Here is a 17988-nt window from a genome sequence, read left to right on the forward strand (position 1 = left end):
GGTTTTGCCAAATTCCTCCATCAATCCTAAATTGGTAATCATTATTACCTGATGTAACTTCTACACGAATCTCACCATTCCCACTTCCATCATAACATAATGTAGGTGTTAAATCAAAATCTACTGTATTTGGTTCTATAACAGGTACACTTACAGGTACACAAGTTGTACTCGCAATATTAATTTGTACGTCGTCTATAAAATTCCCTACAGTGTTATTTCCTCCAGCTGTTGATAATGCATCAAAAGCAATTATTGTGGTTGATTGCCCTACTGGAACGGTATAACTTCCTGTATAAACTTTCCAAGCGGTGTTATTTGTTTCCATGGTTTCAACAACTCCAGCTGTGGCTAAATCACCTCCTATTTTCACTGTTGCTCTATCTAAACCACTTCTTCCTCTATGCGCTACAGACCAAGTAATTATATCTCCTGGTTGTGTACAATACTCTTGGTATAAAGAAGAAACTGTATTAGCATTTAATTCTGCAAAAGAATTACCTTCATGAGCTGTCACACCATTATATCCATTATGCCAAAGCTCTATTAAATTATCAGACGCCGTAGAGTCCCAACCAGGAATTTCATCTTCATTATACCATTTAAATCTTGTTACTGTTTCTGCTGGTCTTTCAAAGCTTCCATTTTGGAACAATTTGGCTGTACAGCCACATTCGTTACAGTTTCTACTATCTCTAACCATTACAACATAATCAGTTGCTCTTGGTGGTACATTATTAAACACGTTACTAGTTTCCCAATTAGCACCTCCATCAATACTGTATTCGTATGGAGGGATTCCTCCTGTAGCAGTAGCTGTAATAGTTCCTGTTGCAATATTACAAGTTACTTCTTGAGTTACCGATGCTGCCAAGGTTAATTCTTCTGGTTGGCCTATTGTAACATTACCTAAATCAATTACACAACTTGCCACTCCTCCATCAGCTTCTCTTATAAACACATTATATGTTCCTGCTGCTAAACCTACAACTCTATAAGGGTTATCGGCTGTCATTGACCAAGTTGCTCCACCATCTGTCGAATACTCAAAACTTCCTCCTATAACGTTATTTGCTGATATTGTGATTGCCCCATTATCTGAACCATAACACTCACTATCTGTAGAGCCTACAATACTTCCTGAAAATTCATTTCCTGCATTTACCCTAACTCTAATGTCTTCTACACAACTACCTCCATAAGTTACTTCAGCGGTATACCCTCCTACCGGTACATTATTAAATACACCCGTAGTATTTGAGTTTCCGTTTAAAGTATAAGTATATGTTCCTGCAGGAGTAGCTGTTATTGTTACGTTTCCTGTACCATCACAATTATATACCATAGAACTTGTTACATTTGGTGCTGATGGTAAACCATTTATAGTTACATTGTTTAAATCTATTATACATCCACTTGCGTCTATTGCTCTTGTGTTGTATGTTCCTGCAGGGAGCCCTGTTACTGGATTATTTGCTGCTAATGTATAAGTTGCAGCTGAACTTAACTTATAATAATATGTATAATTAGGAGTACCTCCTGTTGGTGCTGTATAGGTTATAGTACCAAAGGTAGTTCCTCCAGAGGTGTTACATTCTAAATCAGTTTTTGTAACACTTCCTCCATTAAGTGGTGCTGGCTCATTTATTACTACATTAGGAATTTCATATAAACACTGATAAGAATTTTTTGATGCCCTTATATAAATGGTATAAGTTCCATCATCTAAACTATCAAAAGCACCTGTAGTGTTCCATGTAGCATTATCAATGCTATATTCTACTGCATATCCTAAATTATCTCCATTAACACTAACATTAATAGTTCCATCTGTTAAACCATTACAAGTTACATCTGTTTCTGAATGAGTAAAAGCTAATTCTGGCTCTACAGTAATTTCTACCGGGTCTGAAATTGTATAACAGTTATTATCATCAATAACAATAAATCGATATATTCCTTCACTACCAACAGGCACATTGTAGGTGTATGGGTTTGTTGCTGGTGTTAAAAACGCAGTATTAGGAATGTCTGATGGGTTTGTATATAAATCTGTTCCCTGACTCGTCCATACAGCAAAATTATAATTATTACCTGACGATGTGTCTAATGTTCCTCCACTTGCAGTTAACTGAATAATTCCGTCTGAACTTCCTGATTCGCAAGTTATATCTTTAGTTTTTAATGCTGTAAGTAATAACTCATCTGGTTCATTAATAACAATCGTTTCTGTAGCGGTACACTGAGGTGTTGTAACTCTCACTGTGTAAGCCCCACCATCTGTAACATTAAAAGTAAAATCGTTATTAGCAGTTGGACCTTCTATTCCTACTACACTTCCACCTTGTAATAATTCATATGTATAATCTCCAGAAACATTATTTACTTGAACTCTTATTTGTGCTGAATCATTAAAACACTGCATAGGTGTTGTAATGACGTCCATATCTATGTCATTTTCCTGAATATTAATAGGAGGAAAAGTATATGTACATGAAGCAGCAGACGCACTGCTTACACGAATTGAAAGGTTATAGTTTCCTGCAGCTGTTAAATTTGAAAAAACATTACTATTTTGAAAAGGAGCATTATAACCTCCTGGACCTGTTAAACTGTATTGATAACCTGCTGGTATATTGTTTACAGTAATAGACCCATTGTTACCACATAAAATATCCTGTGTAATAAAGGTAGGATTTAAAGTTGCTTTGTACACATTGAAGTAGTAACTTTTAGGGCATCTTCCATCATATAAAACATCTAATCGATATTCTCCAGCATCTGCAAAGTTTCTAGAAAATTCTCCGCTTCCTACCTCATTCCATGTACAGCCTGTATTTATATTAGGACATCCTGATTCTGTTACATCGGTACAAGAAGATTCATCCAATTTAAACCATTGTACTGTTGTAGCTGAAGAGGTATCAAATGGTAAATTAATAGTTCTAGAACCACTATCACCACATAAGTAAACTTCAGCTAACTCTTCTCCGTTACTTGCACAAGTTAATACCTGGTCTGCAAATGGTTGTAATGGATTTGGTTCTGAATTATATCCTACAACATGTATGGTTTCTTCAGCATTTATACATCCTGATGCTGCTGAAGCTATCTTATTAACTGTGTACGTTCCTTCATTAGTTACATCAAAAGATGGTACTGTAGTAGTTCCTAATAAAGTGCCTGAGGCATCTCTCCATTCGTATGATTCAAACCCTGCTCCAGCAGTTAATGTTATACTAGAACCACACATTACTTGTGTCGTTTCAAAAGAACATCCTCTTGTATCAACTAAAAAGTTTGAAGTACCAACTATACCAAAATTACAATCATCTAATCCCGAAAAACTAGGCTCATTATTAACAACTACTCCTCCTCTAACTCCTTCGTATCTGGCAAAAGCCTGATTTCTAACCTCATTAGAACACACATCTCTTAATTGACTACAGTGTGTTACTACTTGAACGTGCATACGAATATTATAAAGGGCACCTCCCTCTAAAACCATATTATCTGGTACTGAAATCTCTAATTCAGCTCTATTATCATTAGCTGCGCTTGGTGGATCGTATGCTGTTATAGATACTCCTGGAGGTAAATCTATATCAAAACGTGTTCCATCTGGAGCAACAGAGCCATTTGGTGCTGTAGTTGTCAATAAATCTACATTTTTTGGTAATCTATCTGTAATTATTGTATTTCTAGCATCATCTGTTCCTACATTCTGAAAGCTTATATTATAAAATAATTCACTCCCTAAACCTACAGGTCTACCCTGTATATCATTTCCGCTAGCATCTTCAATTGTTTTTATTAACTGTACTTTAGGCTCTATAATTTCAACCGTCATAGCATTTAAAAATGGAAAATAGGCATCTTGAGCTGTAGTAAATCTTACATCTATAGATGTTTGTCCATTAGCTATTAAAGAGTTTGCTGGGTTATTAAGGTTAAATAAATCTATATCAAACCCCAATGTATTCGTGCTTCGTGGAGTTCTTGTATTAACAAAATTGTTATATTTAGTAATAGAACTATTAAAAAAATTATTCGTTTGATTATTAGATCCTGTTGTTATATTCTCATAGTTATTCGATTGGTTTAAAATTTGAAAACTATCTCCAGTATAGGGCTTATCACCTTCTAAAGCAGCTGTAAGTAACTGAACTCTAACGGGTCCTAAATTTTTAGTTGTAAAACCAGAAAAAGTTACATCTGTATCTACAACTCCATCAATAGTAGAAAAACCGTCAAATAATGAAATGTTTTTACTTGATTCAGTATCGTTTTCATAAACAACTACCATTACCCAACCTGCTGATGAACCAAGTCTCTGTCCAACAGAATCTTGACCAAGAGTTGCTTTAACATTTGCCCCAAAATAATCTCCATTTGGGTTTCCAAGAGTTTGTACTAAAGACGTAACATCCCTATAACATACATATGGCTTTTGAGTAGCTTCTCCATCATCATAAATTATAGTTCCAGTAATATCTTGATAAGGTTGTCCCGGTATTTTAAACTTCATAGTATTGAAGTCATTATCTCTGGTGTTTACTCCATAAGATTCTTCATTCCAATTGTCATAAGGATAAATAGCAGCCCAATACAATCCTGCATATACAATCCTTGAACAACTAGGTAGGTTAAGAGTTGACATACTTGATGAAAAGGTAGTGTTATTGCCTGGTATGCCCATTACATCATCAATATCAATATAGCCTAACTTAAAATCTGTATTAGCACTTCCTCCATAATTAAAGTCATCATTTGGGCCTATGAAACTATAATTATTATCATCTATGCTTAAAATATTATTACCTACGTATGTTATATTTCCTTTAACATTAATACCTCCAACTCCTAACCTGTTATTGAATGGTGTGTCTGACAACTTATTGGCTGTAGATTTCTCTTGATTTTTTTGTATTTTTTTAGCACTCTCCTTGAGTCTTTTTGATACTCTTGCATCTTCGAATAGACTAGATTTTTCTTGTGAAAAACCAACAAGTGCATATAATACAATTATTAGTAGGGTAATTATTCTCTTCATAATATCAATTGGGGAAATTAATTAATCAAGTTCTTTTATTATATTATATTATTTAATTTGAATGATTGCTTTACGATCATAAAAAGCACCATTTAAATTTGTATTGTACATTTTAATCGCTTCCGATCTATCTGTTGTTTTAAAAATGTAGATATGCATGTAGCCTGTTTTTGGATCTACAAAATAATCTGCATCTATGTCATCGTTTCTTAATTCATCTACATTTCTATCAGCTAATGCTTTCTGAGAATTTACGTATACTCGTAAATAATATCCGGGCTCAACTCCTTCGGCCTGCATTGGATAAACCCTTGCTGGTGGTTGAGTCTTTGGCTCTTCATAACTACTAAGCTCTCCTCCTAAGGTAATTTTAACTACGTACACAGGGTCTTTAGTAGTCTTATTAACCTTTATTGTAGAATTATCTTTTTTCTCATCATTCTTTTCAAATAAACGTGTTTTATCATTAAAATCGTCTACCTTTTCTTCTGCCTCCTCTTCTTTAGCAAACCTATCTATGTATACATAGTATAATTTTTTATTAGGTTCAAATACATACTTAGCTTCAATATCTAATCGGGCCCATTTATCTATCAAAGCTTCTGCATTTTCTTTACTTCTAAATTGGTCCGAAACCACATAATACATAGTTCCTCCTCCACCAGAGCGAGTTACAGTACTCTTACGCCATGGTTTATTTGATCTTCTTCTTAATGTGGTATCTTTTGTTTGAGCACTATCTTTAATAATTACTGTATTAGTATTGGTAATTACTTTAGGAGCCGGTTGATTTTTCAGTATTCGTAATACTTCATCTATCTTTTTATTTAGTATATCAATAGAATCCTGTGCTTGTTGAATCTCGTCAGATAAATCGTTATGTTCTGGGTTTTTATATTCTATTTCTTTTTTAGGTGTTCTTTCTGGAAGGTTTACTTTAATATTTCCTGTTCTCCTCTTAGGTCGTTCTCTTGTAAACCTTTTTTTACCAAAATTATAAATAAGTCCAACTTCATTTGTTGCTGCAAAACTACTTTTTTCGTAACTAAATCCTATCGCTAAATTTTCTGAAAGGTTTATTCCAACACCAGCTGAAATTCCATATGTCTTGTCATAACCAGCTTTAACCCAACCTGCTTTAGGTAAATCTACTATAGCGCTCCCTCCAAAGCCAAAATCATCATTCCCTGGTTTTCTAGCGGTTGCTAGGAATCTTACATCAGCTCCTTCAAAAAGCCCTGATGCGTAAGTAAATTCATGAGAGTACATTAGATGTCCCGAAAATGTTTTTTCTCCAAAAGAAGTTGCCATCTCACTTTTTTTAAGATTAAAGTCTACTAAATTCTCGAAAAAGACACCAACATCAAACTTTCCAATAGACAACGTTACTGCTGGTTGAAAATTAACCACAGGATCATCTTGATAATTACTTAAAAAAGTATCGTCATCATCAGTTACTAGAACCTTCCCCCAGTTTAAACTTCTTCTACTATATAAAAAGTTAAATCCAAAAGTTAAATCCATCGTTTCATTTAACTGTAAACGATGTGCATAATTTGCTATAGCTCCAAAATCTTTTACCGACCCTACATCTTGTTGATATACAGCCACTCCTGCTCCAACATTTTCTCTCATTTTCCCTGAATACGTAAGCACATATAAACGGGGATTATCCTCAAAATCTATGTTACTGTTTCTTACTATAGCTGAAAGAGATGTTTTGTTTTCTCGTAATGCAGAAAATGTTGGCACGGTTAAAAAGCGATTAAACTTCATAAAGTTACGAGAACTGAAACTATTATATTGCTGTTCATTACCAGAAGTTTGCGCTTGTATAACAAACACATTTAATATCAATATAATAAGTAAGGTAATTTTTCTAATCATTCTAACCTTTTTAGTGTAAAACAGATATCGTTCCAGCTTTAATCAATTTGTCTTCTCTTATTATTTTATAATAAAAAACTTTTTGATTTCCTAAATCTTCTGTTGGCCAATCATTTTTGTACTCAGTTGTTTTTAAAATCTCTTTACCATTAGCATTATACAACATTACAGTTACTAGTGGTTGAAACGCATATTTGTTTGATATCTTCCATGTGTCATTTTTACCGTCTCCATTAGGAGTTAAGGTGTTGGGTACTATAATTTGATCATCTGGCTCTACAACTTCTACCGTTCTTGTTACCGAACAGTCCCCTACTTTTACTAATACTGTGTAAAAACCTAGCTCTGTTACTTCTAACTGTTCTGTTGTTGATAATGTGGTTCCTGATATACTCTCTCCTTGATACCACTCATATGACTCTCCCCCTGCTGCTGTTATAGTTGCTGAACTTCCTTCCTCCATTACCACAATCTCAGAAGGAGTTATGGTTACCGCAGAATCATCAAACATCACTACGTTTATAGGCTCTAGTTCATTATCACAACCAAAACCTGAATATTTCAACACATATTCTCCAACTTCAGTTACTATTAAGTTTTCAGGATTAGCAGGGGTAACATCATCCGTACCATCTTTAATCCATTGATACGTATAACCTGCTACTACATTATTTATTGTATAAGTTATAGAAGACCCAGCACAAAGTGAGTTTGAAGTTGATGTGCTTCTTATTTCGGGTACTTCAGCCAACTTAACATCCAGCGCTTTAGACGTTCCTGATATAGCCCCTACATTTATAGTTAAAGTATACGAACCATTATCGGTATAGCTACTTAAAAACAGTCCATCACTAGTCTCACCAGATATAGGGTTTCCGTCCAAATTCCATTGATAATTTAGCATCCCTATTTGAGCTGATGTTAGGTCATACATATTACCATCTTCTGCCTCTACCTTAACACCTACTATGCTTAACTCTGTACTTCTAGTATTACATTCCTCATAATTAGTTTCTGTTCTAATGGTTGGTTCAAAAGACGTTACATTTAACAATGTAAACTTTTCAGAATCTACTATGGCATCACATGAAGTTCCTGTACTCTCAGTTACTCGCGCATAATACACTCCTGACTCAGTGGCATTCATACATCGTTGAGTTTTTGCTGTTAAAGGAGTATCAACCTCTTTATACCATTGTATCGTTCCAGAAGATGCATCATGATTTATACATAACTCAATAGTTTCACTGGGTAAAATCACTTTAGTCAAAGCTCCTTCTGCATTTACACTAAAACCTGCTGTTGTTTGTTGTTGTAACACTACATCGTTTGACTTGGTAGTACAGGTTCCTGTATCAATTATCAAATGATACGTTCCAAACTGCCCTGTTGTTGGTGTTGTATAGATTGAAGAATTAGATGATTGTACTAATTTATTGTCTAAGTACCAATTATAGGTTAAACCTGAACGATTTGTGTTAGCTTCAAAAGTATGTGACTCATCTCCACATATTTCTACGGTTGAAGGCCCTTTAATTTGTTTAGCTGTATTATCTAAGATAATTACAGAAGATATTGTTGAAGTTACACTACCACATTTTCCATAATCAATTTTCACTTCATACTTCCCAGGTAAAGTGACCTCTAGTTTAGGTTCCGTTGTAGTGGTAAATAATACATCATCTTTATACCATTCGTAATTACCATTCTGATTAGTATTTAATATAAGTTCTGCTGATCCACTATCACAAAGTATAACGTCTTTATAATTATTTAAAACTAAAGTATCTGTTGAAAATTTATATGCTGCAAACGAATCTGAATCTGGACTGGTCATTACTGGTGAACTAGCAACCAAACGTATCTTGTAATTAGTTCCGTAAGTATTATCAGGCAATTGAAAAGTTCTAGAAAAAGTATGTGAAGAATTTTCAGTAGTTACTGTACCTACATTGATCGGACTTCCCCAATTTCCATCTGCATCAGATAATTCTATCGTAAATACATTATTGGAGTCAAAATCTGAACCCGAGTATTTAAAAACCACATTAAAATCTGTAGCTGCACCATTACAAGCATTAGAAAACTGAATCTCAGGCTTAAGCAGCGTCTGAGATACAGCACTTGTTGCACAATACAGAAGTGTCGCTAAAAGTAATAAAATGCTTTTAGTGTAATTTTTCATCTAAGGGATCCTTTAAGGGGTGTCAAATTTATAGTTTTTCTTAACAAAAACGGTATTAAAATTAACAAAATTTAACGCCGAAATATATAAAATCTATGTGTAACCCACAACTAAAGTTTAAAAACACAAAAAAACAACCAATAAAACACTACAATACAATACTTTAAAAAAAATCAACAATCTTAAACTTAACCACAAAAAAGCAACCTCGTAATATTAAAAATCCACCGTATATTTGCTATCTATTTTTTTGAATCATGACAAAGAAAATCACCATAGCCATTGACGGTTTTTCATCTACAGGAAAAAGTACTATTGCTAAACAATTAGCTAAAGAGCTTAGTTATATTTATGTTGATACTGGCGCTATGTATAGAGCTGTTACTTTATATGCTATGCAGCATAATTATATTTCTAAAAACCATTTTAACTCAGAAAATTTAGTTGCTGATTTACCTAACATTTCTCTGTCTTTTACTTTTAATGAAAAACTTGGTTTTGCTGAAATGTTTTTAAACGGAACCAATGTTGAAAAAGAAATTAGAAGTATTGAAGTTTCTAAATTGGTAAGCAAAGTTGCTGAAGTTTCTGAAATTAGAAAAAAGTTAGTTAGCGAACAACAAGAAATGGGCAGAAACAAAGGGATTGTTATGGATGGTCGTGATATTGGAACTGTAGTTTTTCCTAATGCTGAACTAAAATTATTTATGACTGCTTCTGCCGATAAACGCGCTACGCGTCGCTATAAAGAATTATTAGATCGTGGCGATAATGTAAATTATGAAGAAATTTTACAAAATGTACAAGAGAGAGACAGAATAGATTCTACCCGAGAAGATTCTCCTTTAATTATGGCTGATGATGCTATTGAGTTTGATAATTCTGACATGGGACTTAAAGAACAATTTGAACGTATTATGAGTTTAGTTAATGCTAGAATTCAATAAAAACTTCATATACTATTGATTATAATAAACCCACAAAGAATTTTGTGGGTTTATTTTTGCTTTTTTTATGTAAAGTTGTAAATTTCTAACATGGAAAATCTTCAAAAAATAATCAACGTTACACAAATACGAAAAGCTGACGAACATACTATTAGTAAAAAAGGAATTACTTCTTTTGCTCTGATGGGACAAGCATCTTTAGCCTTTGTAAAAGCTATTGAACCTTTACTAAACCGTTCTCTAAAAATTGCTATTGTTAGTGGGGTTGGTAATAATGGTGGTGACGGATTTGCTATTGCTAGAATTTTAAAAAGTAAGAAATATACTGTACAACCTTTTTTAGTTCAGTTTAAAGATGTACTTAGCTCAGATTGTGATATTAATTTTCAAAAACTTGATGATACTATCACTATAAAATCAACCAGTAGAATTCCTGATTTTTCTGAATATGATGTTATTATTGACGCTATTTTTGGTTTTGGGCTTTCCAAGCCTGTTACTGGTTTTATAAAGCATGTTATTGAAAACATTAATAATGCTAAAAAAACCATATACGCTGTTGATCTTCCTTCTGGTTTATATTGCGATAAGCTTCCTGATTCTGAAACTGTTGTACATGCAGATATAGCAGTGAGCTTTCAAAGACCAAAACTTTCATTCTTTTTTCCTGAAAACGGAAACCATGTAAAAAATTGGAAAACAGTTGATATTGGTTTAGATGAAGATTTTATTCAACAGCAGAAAAGTAACTGTTTTATTTTAAACGAAAAGATTACTGAAATTTTAATACCCCGATTACGTCAATCACACAAAGGAAGTTACGGACACGCTTTATTAATTGCAGGTTCTTATGGAAAAATGGGAGCTGCGGTACTCTCTTCAAAAGCTTGCTTACGAAGTGGTGTAGGTCTGCTAACTAGTTACGTACCAAAATGCGGGTATCAAATTATGCAATCTTCCATTCCAGAAGCAATATGCCTAACCGACGAGAATGAAGAATTCGTGACCCAACTCCCAGAAATTTTCAAATACGACATTCTCGCGATAGGTCCAGGATTGGATGTTAACGAAAAAACAACACAACTTGTAAAAAAATTAGTATCGAAAAGTAGTAGCCCGTTAGTTATTGATGCCGATGCTATTAATATTATTGCTCAAAACGAAGAATTAAAATCGTTACTTCCTAAAAACTCTATCTTAACTCCACATATTAAAGAGTTTGATAGGTTGGTAGGAAAGTCTGACACCTCAACCGAACGTTTTCAAAAGCAACTTGAGTTTTCTGCAAAATATCAATGTATAGTAGTTTTAAAAAATGCATATACTGTGATTTCTTCTCCTGAAGGAAATTTATACTTCAACACTTCTGGAAACCAAGGAATGGCAACAGGTGGTAGCGGTGATGTACTCACAGGAATTATCACAGGCTTATTAGCACAAAACTACACTCCTCTACATGCCGCTTTATTAGGGGTATTTTTCCACGGAAAAGCAGGCGATGATGCCGCTTGCAAAAAAGGATACAACGCCCTAATTGCTTCTGATATTATTGATGCATTACAAATAGAAAAAAGTTAGTTTTCTTTAGACGTTGATTGAATTAGTATTGCTAATAGCATTACTAAACCGCACCCTAAAGCATTCAACCACAAATACGGTAGCCAATCGATGTACCAAACTGCGATAATAATTAATTGCGTAATTATCGCTGCAATAAATACTGCATTTCCTTTTACAAACTTTATAAAAAAGGCTAGTAAAAAAATTCCCAACACATTTCCATAAAAAATAGAACCAATAATATTTACAAGCTGAATTAAATTATCAAATAAATCTGCTATACAGGCGACTAAAATTGCCAAAATCCCCCAACCTAGGGTAAACCATTTTGACATTTTTACATAATGCTCTTCACTATATTCTATTTTCGTATTTCGTTTGTATAAATCAATAGCTGTAGTACCTCCTAAGGCGTTTAATTCAGATGCCGTAGAAGACATGGCAGCTGATAAAATTACTGCTAACAACAAACCTATCAATCCTTTTGGTAAATTATTCAGAATAAAGTGAATAAACACATAGTCTTTATCGTTTGTTTCTACCAATGGATCTACTTTTGAAATAATAGTTTTTGCTTCTTCCTTTAGTACCTTATCTTGTTCATTAAACTCTTGAATCTGCATTACATTTTCAGGTGTTAACCCTTCAAAAATTAGCGCTTTTTTTCTTCCTTCAATAAAACGATGTTGCTCTTCTAATTTTACATATTGTTCTATTGTTTCAAGGTTGGAATTTGCTATTGCTTCTCCTGATTTTGGATTAAAATTTAACGGTGACGGATTAAACTGATAAAATACAAACACCATCACTCCTACTAACAGAATAAAAAACTGCATAGGTACTTTTAACAGTCCGTTAAAAATCAACCCTAATTGACTTTCTCTTAATGATTTTCCTGACAAGTAGCGTTGGACTTGGCTTTGGTCTGTTCCAAAATACGATAACATTAAAAATGTTCCTCCTAAAATACCTGTCCAAACCGTATAACGGTTATTTAAATCCCAAGAAAAATCAAGCACTTTCATTTTATCGGAAGCTCCTGCTATTTCTAACGCCTTAGTAAATGTTATATCATCTGGTAAATACTGTAGTATTAAATAAAATGCTACAAACATTCCTGCGAAAATTACTGCCATTTGTTGTTTTTGTGTAACACTTACCGCCTTTGTTCCTCCTGAAACGGTATAAATAATTACCAAAACCCCAATGATGATATTTAAAGTAATTAAATCCCAACCCAAAACAGCAGACAAAATAATAGCTGGCGCAAAAATGGTGATTCCTGCTGCTAATCCGCGTTGAATTAAAAATAGAATTGCAGTTAAGGTTCGAGTTTTTTGATCAAACCTTCCTTCTAAATATTCGTAAGCTGTATAAACTTTTAATCGGTGATAAATTGGAATAAACACCAAACAAATAATCACCATGGCTATTGGTAATCCGAAGTAAAACTGTACAAAGCCCATTCCGCTATGAAATGCTTGTCCTGGGGTTGATAAGAAAGTTATCGCACTGGCTTGTGTTGCCATAACTGACAAACCAATCGTCCACCATTTACTTTCGTTTCCTCCTTTTATGTAATCTTCAACATTTTTACTTCCTTTGGTTTTCCAAGCTCCATATAAAACAATAAACAATAAGGTTACCGAAAGAACAATCCAATCTACTAGCTGCATGGTTTATTTTGTATATATGTTAGTGATTATGTAAAATAACACGATGTATACTAAATTAGCCACTAAGACTAATGTATACTCTTTTTTCCATACATACTTTTTATCCATACTTTGTTTTTTATTAGTTGATTATTGTTTTGGTTTTTCGTAAAAACTATTGGCTAATGATGCTTCACTTAACAAAGGCATTTTAAACTGAATTGGTTCTCTTCCTGGTTCTGTTGGTTGCCCATTTTCATCTTTAGCATACCAAGTTATGGATTTTGGCAATAACAAACCGTTAACATTTTCCCAATCGTTATATCTTATAATTTTATAAGCATCAGTTGATTCTTTGCTAAAATAAGTAACCGTATACCCTAACCATGCCATTTGTTTTGTTTCTGGATGGTAAAATATAAAATAATTATCATCTGGTGAAGTTCCTACTTTGGCTTTGTATGAAATTTTTATTCCTGGATAGCTAACTCCTTCAAAAGTCAGCGGTTTTGTTTCTGAATACACAATGCCATCATCAGCTAATACAAAAGGCATTGCATAAAAATAAAAATATAGATTGTAATAAAACTCAGGGTTTCCTTTAAACGCTGTTGAATCTTGTTGTTGTAACCACACTTCTTTTCCATCAAACCCTAAAGAATATTCTGGTGAATTCACTACTGTTTTTCGTGAATGTAAATCTGTAGTATGTTCTTCATTTTTTAGTGTGAATGACAATGTTTTCATTTTTTTCCATTGTTCAATCCCTCCATGTTTTTCAAGAATTTTTTCTAATGTTTTCGGGTATTTTAATGTTGCTACCTCTTCTTTTTTAATTGTTTCCTTTTTAACTTCTTTTTTGCATGCTATTGAAACAAGAGCTATAGCGATTAGTACTACTATTTTTTTCATGATAATTGATTTGTTCTAATTGGTCGAAACTACCATTAGAAATTACAGTAAAAATAAAAAACTCTCTAAATATATATTAGAGAGTTTTATGTTAACTATAAAAATTGAATGAATTATTCATCCGTTAAGGCTTCCATAAAAGCTACTAGGTCTTTAATTTCTTTTTCTGACAAATTCAATTTATCTGATGGTAACGTTTGATTTGGTACTTTATATCCTAATCCTTGTCCACCACCTTTATTATAAAAATCAACTACTTGTTCTAAGGTTTCATACACCCCATTATGCATATAGGGAGCCGTTTTGGATATGTTACGAACGGTAGAAGTTTTGAAAAAGTATTTTCGTTCTTCAGTTTTAAATATATCATAAGCTCCTAAATCATCATCTAACCCTGTTTCTTTCATATTTGGAACTCCTATAGACTCTACTTCTGTTTCCGTAAAATTAGGTGGAACTGTCCCGTTAAACACAGGTGGAAAGTGACAAGTGGCACATTTTGCTTTCCCCATAAAAAGATTAAATCCGTTGATTTCAGAAGTTGTTAAAGTGTTTTCTTTATTGTTGATATTTTTATCAAACTTAGAACTAAAATCGCCTAAACTTCTAATATAATTTGCTATTGCATTTCGGATGTTAAAATCAGTTACTTTTCCATATAGATTAGCAAACGACTTTGTATATACACTGTCATTTTTTACAGTTTCTGTCAAGTTTTCTAAATTGGTATGAAACTCATTCTTGTTTTCAACAACTCCCACAATTTGCCCCTCTAAACTACCTGCTCTTCCATCGTGAAAAAAGGTTTGTTGATAAGCAGCATACGGTAAGGTTGGTGTATTTCTTTTTTGTTTTGGAAAAGTTGCTAATCCATCTGTAAAAGCCTTATCTTTAATATGACAAGTAGCACAGCTCATCACACCGTCTTTTGATAAATTCTTATCATTAAATAGTTTTCTTCCTAAAGCTATTTTTTCATTAGACATTGCCTTTTCTAACTGATGATAATCGTTAAAGAAATCAATATTAAATGTTTCTTTAGAAAATAATGAAGTGATGTTGTTGTTGAACGCCATAGTTAAAGGGAACTCTACTTTCCAATCTTCTGAGGTTTTTGCCAACAGCTCCAATTGTTTATGTGTATGATTTTTTATAAAATCATAGCGATTAAACGACTCAAAATTGCCTTCTTGTAACATTTTTTGAGCTGTCTGCAACTCATTTACAAAATCAGTATACAATTTATCTTTTGAAAACTCACTTTTATACGTATTTATAATAAAGAGTAAGGTTTCGTAGTTTGTTTTTGCTTCTAATAAAGATTGCTCTAATACTGGTGAATCAAAACCTGTTATTCCTACCAAAGCTATACGGGCAATTTGATCGCGTAACAGCCATAAAATATGATGCTTTTTTAAATACAACGTGTTGTTTGCCGCTATTAGTTTAAGTCTATTTTTGGTAATATTTACAGCATCTTTTAAAGCAATAACGTCAACCTCGTCTTCATGTAACAGTTCTTCAATAACCTGAAATCCAAAAGGGTTTCTTATTTTTATGTTTGTAGCATCTTCTTCGTCAATTCTTAAAAGATTAGGGCTATTTAAACTCTTATAATTTTCTTTATCAACAAATGATAAAATAGGCTCAATTAACTTAAACTCTTTTCTTGCTAATTTGTATTGATTAAGTTTTTCTGAAACCTCATCAACAGCATTAATTTCTTCTAAAAGAGTAATACAACTATCTAAATGGTGTGAGTAATATTCTTCAACTTTTACTACTAAAGCTTTACTATCAACTTTTGTGTAACTCGCTGTTTTTTCTTGTTTACAACTAATTATAGATACCAGAAAAAGACACATGATAACATGTGCCTTTTGTATTTTTTGAAAATTGTTTGTCATTATCTATCTAATCCTTGAACTACATATAATTGACTTCCTTCTTTTCTTGTTTCCGCTGCATCGTTTGCCATAGGGTCAGTAAATGCTCCTCCATCAGCAGGTTCCCAGCCATGATTTTGAGTAATTAATAAAAACGTATTGCTTACTCCAATAGTTTCAGAAACATCAATCATACCAGTAATTTCCCATGCTTTATCTTGATAAGACGCTCCGTAACCTTGAGCAGAAGCTGCAACCTGATCGCACTCTAACACTTTCTTTACCTCTCCTGTTTTCAAGTTGTATTGATATAAGCTAGCTGCGTGATTCTTTTCACCATCAAAATATCCGTTTGGATCTTCTTGAATATACGCATAGTTTTCTGTAACTACGATATTATCTGGACTATGGAAAGCTTTTGCTTTACCATCTAATTTATCTCCATCTAAAACACAGGTAATTTTTGCTGCTCCAGTAGGATCATTTTCATTTAACTCTACTTTATATACACGCCCATAGATAGTTCCTTTTCCTACTAAACCGTCTTTTTTACGACCTGTTACACAAAAATAAATTTCACGATTGTTTTTAGCAGAACCTCTTCTCCAATCAATATCTTCTAAACGAGAGAATCCCATCACTCCTTTTTCTTTAGCCTCTGCATCTAATAAATCGATATTCTTTTCGGTTAACTCAACAAAAGAAGCATTATAAGTTGTACCTTCTTTCATATCTACCTCATAAGTAATCCCTTCATCAGTTACCTTTAAACCATATAATTTACCTCCTTCTAAATCTCCTCTATCACCTACATACATTCCTAATTGACCTGAAGGTACTTCATTATCTGAATGATCATCTCCAATAAATACAACTGTTTTATCTGCGTACGCATCTTTACCAATTGCCACTGCATTTTCTGTAGACCATTGTCCCATAGCTGTTAACATTTTTGGAGTACTTGCTGCTGAAACATTTTTTAAAGGATCAGTTGCAAAAACCCCTTTAGAAGCTCCTCCCCATTCTCCACCAGATAAATATAATGGACCAAAACCGTGTTCTGCCTCTGTAATTAATGAACCTGAGCACTGTGCTGTACTAGCAGTAGCATTTGCATTTAAAATATATTCACCATGTACAGGCTTAAAAGTTTTATCTAATTTAATACGAGCAATTGAATAATCTGCCTCAATATTATTTATTAAAGTATAAGTTCCATCTGAATTTCTCATTAACCCAGCTCCATCTGCCATAGAACCGTATACAAAGTTTGGTGTATCTTCTAACTTATCTTCAGAAGACAATAAAGGAAAAATGTTTACTCCAGAAAACTCTGATTCTAATTTTAAAAAGTTTGGAGTTTTTGAGTGTGCTTTTAATTCAATTGAATCTCCGTGACTAGGTGTACTATCAGAATCGCAAGATGTTAAAGCTATAGCTCCGCAAACGCCTAAGAACCCTAATTTAAGTAAGTTTTTCATTATTATGTTAATTTTTGTGTTATGTCCGCAAATCAACAACACTTACTTTAAGAAGCTCTTAGCTGTAGTTTAAATCTAGCTCACTAAAAGGTTACCAACTTTAACTAAACTTAAACAACTATTTTTATTCCCACCTCTAAACACTTGTTATTAAAACACAGCTCTTAACTATTTATTAACTTACTTAACTCGTTTATCTTCTGACTATATAGCTTTTTTCTAATAAAAAAAGAGCGCCTTAAAAGACACTCTCAGTTTGAATATTTTACTTTGGTTAGAGTAAAAATCATTTTGTTTTTCTTTTTCTTCATAGAACTTTCCCTACGACGTGATATAATTCCCCATTTTATATCTTAACCTTATTGAAGGTCTAAATTTTAACCGAGACAAAAATAAGTCGTCTAATTTTCTTTTTGGTAAGT

General features: G+C 33.2%; 8 protein-coding genes and 1 pseudogene. 2 read left to right on the top strand and 7 right to left on the bottom strand.

Annotated features, from left to right (window positions below; translation table 11 throughout):
* The 3 genes and pseudogenes from ABMY20_RS10765 to ABMY20_RS10775 form a co-directional block, all read right to left on the bottom strand.
* Nucleotides 1–5053: pseudogene (locus ABMY20_RS10765) on the bottom strand (hypothetical protein); the annotation flags it as partial.
* Between the two features lie 48 nt (nt 5054–5101).
* Nucleotides 5102–6940 (bottom strand): PorP/SprF family type IX secretion system membrane protein, encoded by a 1839-nt coding sequence (locus ABMY20_RS10770; RefSeq protein WP_053056712.1) that lies wholly within the window; start codon nt 6938–6940, stop codon nt 5102–5104.
* A 10-nt stretch (nt 6941–6950) separates the two neighbouring features.
* A complete protein-coding gene (locus ABMY20_RS10775) occupies nt 6951–9125 on the bottom strand; it encodes a gliding motility-associated C-terminal domain-containing protein (RefSeq protein ID WP_349265286.1) in 2175 nt (724 codons plus the stop codon).
* Nucleotides 9126–9382: 257 nt separating this feature from the next.
* On the opposite strand from ABMY20_RS10775, the gene cmk reads away from it, so the two are divergent.
* Together cmk and ABMY20_RS10785 are read left to right on the top strand one after the other, a co-directional pair.
* On the top strand, nt 9383–10072 hold the full coding sequence (cmk, locus tag ABMY20_RS10780; RefSeq protein WP_159490809.1) for a (d)CMP kinase: 690 nt from the start codon (nt 9383–9385) through the stop codon (nt 10070–10072).
* 90 nt (nt 10073–10162) lie between these two features.
* Nucleotides 10163–11650, top strand: coding sequence for an NAD(P)H-hydrate dehydratase (locus ABMY20_RS10785; protein WP_349265287.1), 1488 nt, complete (start codon nt 10163–10165; stop codon nt 11648–11650).
* On the opposite strand, the gene ABMY20_RS10790 is transcribed toward ABMY20_RS10785, so the two are convergent.
* The 4 genes from ABMY20_RS10790 to ABMY20_RS10805 all read right to left on the bottom strand — a co-directional run bounded on the left by ABMY20_RS10790 (nt 11647) and on the right by ABMY20_RS10805 (nt 17566).
* On the bottom strand, nt 11647–13308 hold the full coding sequence (locus ABMY20_RS10790; RefSeq protein ID WP_159611716.1) for a sodium:solute symporter: 1662 nt from the start codon (nt 13306–13308) through the stop codon (nt 11647–11649). The genes ABMY20_RS10785 and ABMY20_RS10790 overlap by 4 nt on opposite strands.
* Before the next feature lie 129 nt (nt 13309–13437).
* A complete protein-coding gene (locus ABMY20_RS10795; protein ID WP_349265288.1) occupies nt 13438–14199 on the bottom strand; it encodes a hypothetical protein in 762 nt (253 codons plus the stop codon).
* Nucleotides 14200–14312: 113 nt separating this feature from the next.
* Nucleotides 14313–16106, bottom strand: coding sequence for a cytochrome c peroxidase (locus tag ABMY20_RS10800; protein WP_349265289.1), 1794 nt, complete (start codon nt 16104–16106; stop codon nt 14313–14315).
* On the bottom strand, nt 16106–17566 hold the full coding sequence (locus ABMY20_RS10805; protein WP_281980254.1) for an alkaline phosphatase PhoX: 1461 nt from the start codon (nt 17564–17566) through the stop codon (nt 16106–16108). The genes ABMY20_RS10800 and ABMY20_RS10805 overlap by 1 nt, the downstream gene beginning before the upstream one ends.
* Nucleotides 17567–17988: the final 422 nt, after the last annotated feature.

The organism is Tenacibaculum sp. SSH1-16, assembly GCF_040104435.1.
GTDB classification, from domain to species: Bacteria; Bacteroidota; Bacteroidia; order Flavobacteriales; family Flavobacteriaceae; genus Polaribacter; species Polaribacter mesophilus.

Bases quoted from the DNA above. Each gene is read 5' to 3' on its own strand.
- ABMY20_RS10785 (WP_349265287.1), top strand. From the start codon at position 10,163: ATGGAAAATCTTCAAAAAATAATCAACGTTACACAAATACGAAAAGCT.
- ABMY20_RS10790 (WP_159611716.1), bottom strand. From the start codon at position 13,308: ATGCAGCTAGTAGATTGGATTGTTCTTTCGGTAACCTTATTGTTTATT.
- ABMY20_RS10805 (WP_281980254.1), bottom strand. From the start codon at position 17,566: ATGAAAAACTTACTTAAATTAGGGTTCTTAGGCGTTTGCGGAGCTATA.
- ABMY20_RS10770 (WP_053056712.1), bottom strand. From the start codon at position 6,940: ATGATTAGAAAAATTACCTTACTTATTATATTGATATTAAATGTGTTT.
- ABMY20_RS10800 (WP_349265289.1), bottom strand. From the start codon at position 16,106: ATGACAAACAATTTTCAAAAAATACAAAAGGCACATGTTATCATGTGT.
- ABMY20_RS10775 (WP_349265286.1), bottom strand. From the start codon at position 9,125: ATGAAAAATTACACTAAAAGCATTTTATTACTTTTAGCGACACTTCTG.
- ABMY20_RS10795 (WP_349265288.1), bottom strand. From the start codon at position 14,199: ATGAAAAAAATAGTAGTACTAATCGCTATAGCTCTTGTTTCAATAGCA.
- cmk (WP_159490809.1), top strand. From the start codon at position 9,383: ATGACAAAGAAAATCACCATAGCCATTGACGGTTTTTCATCTACAGGA.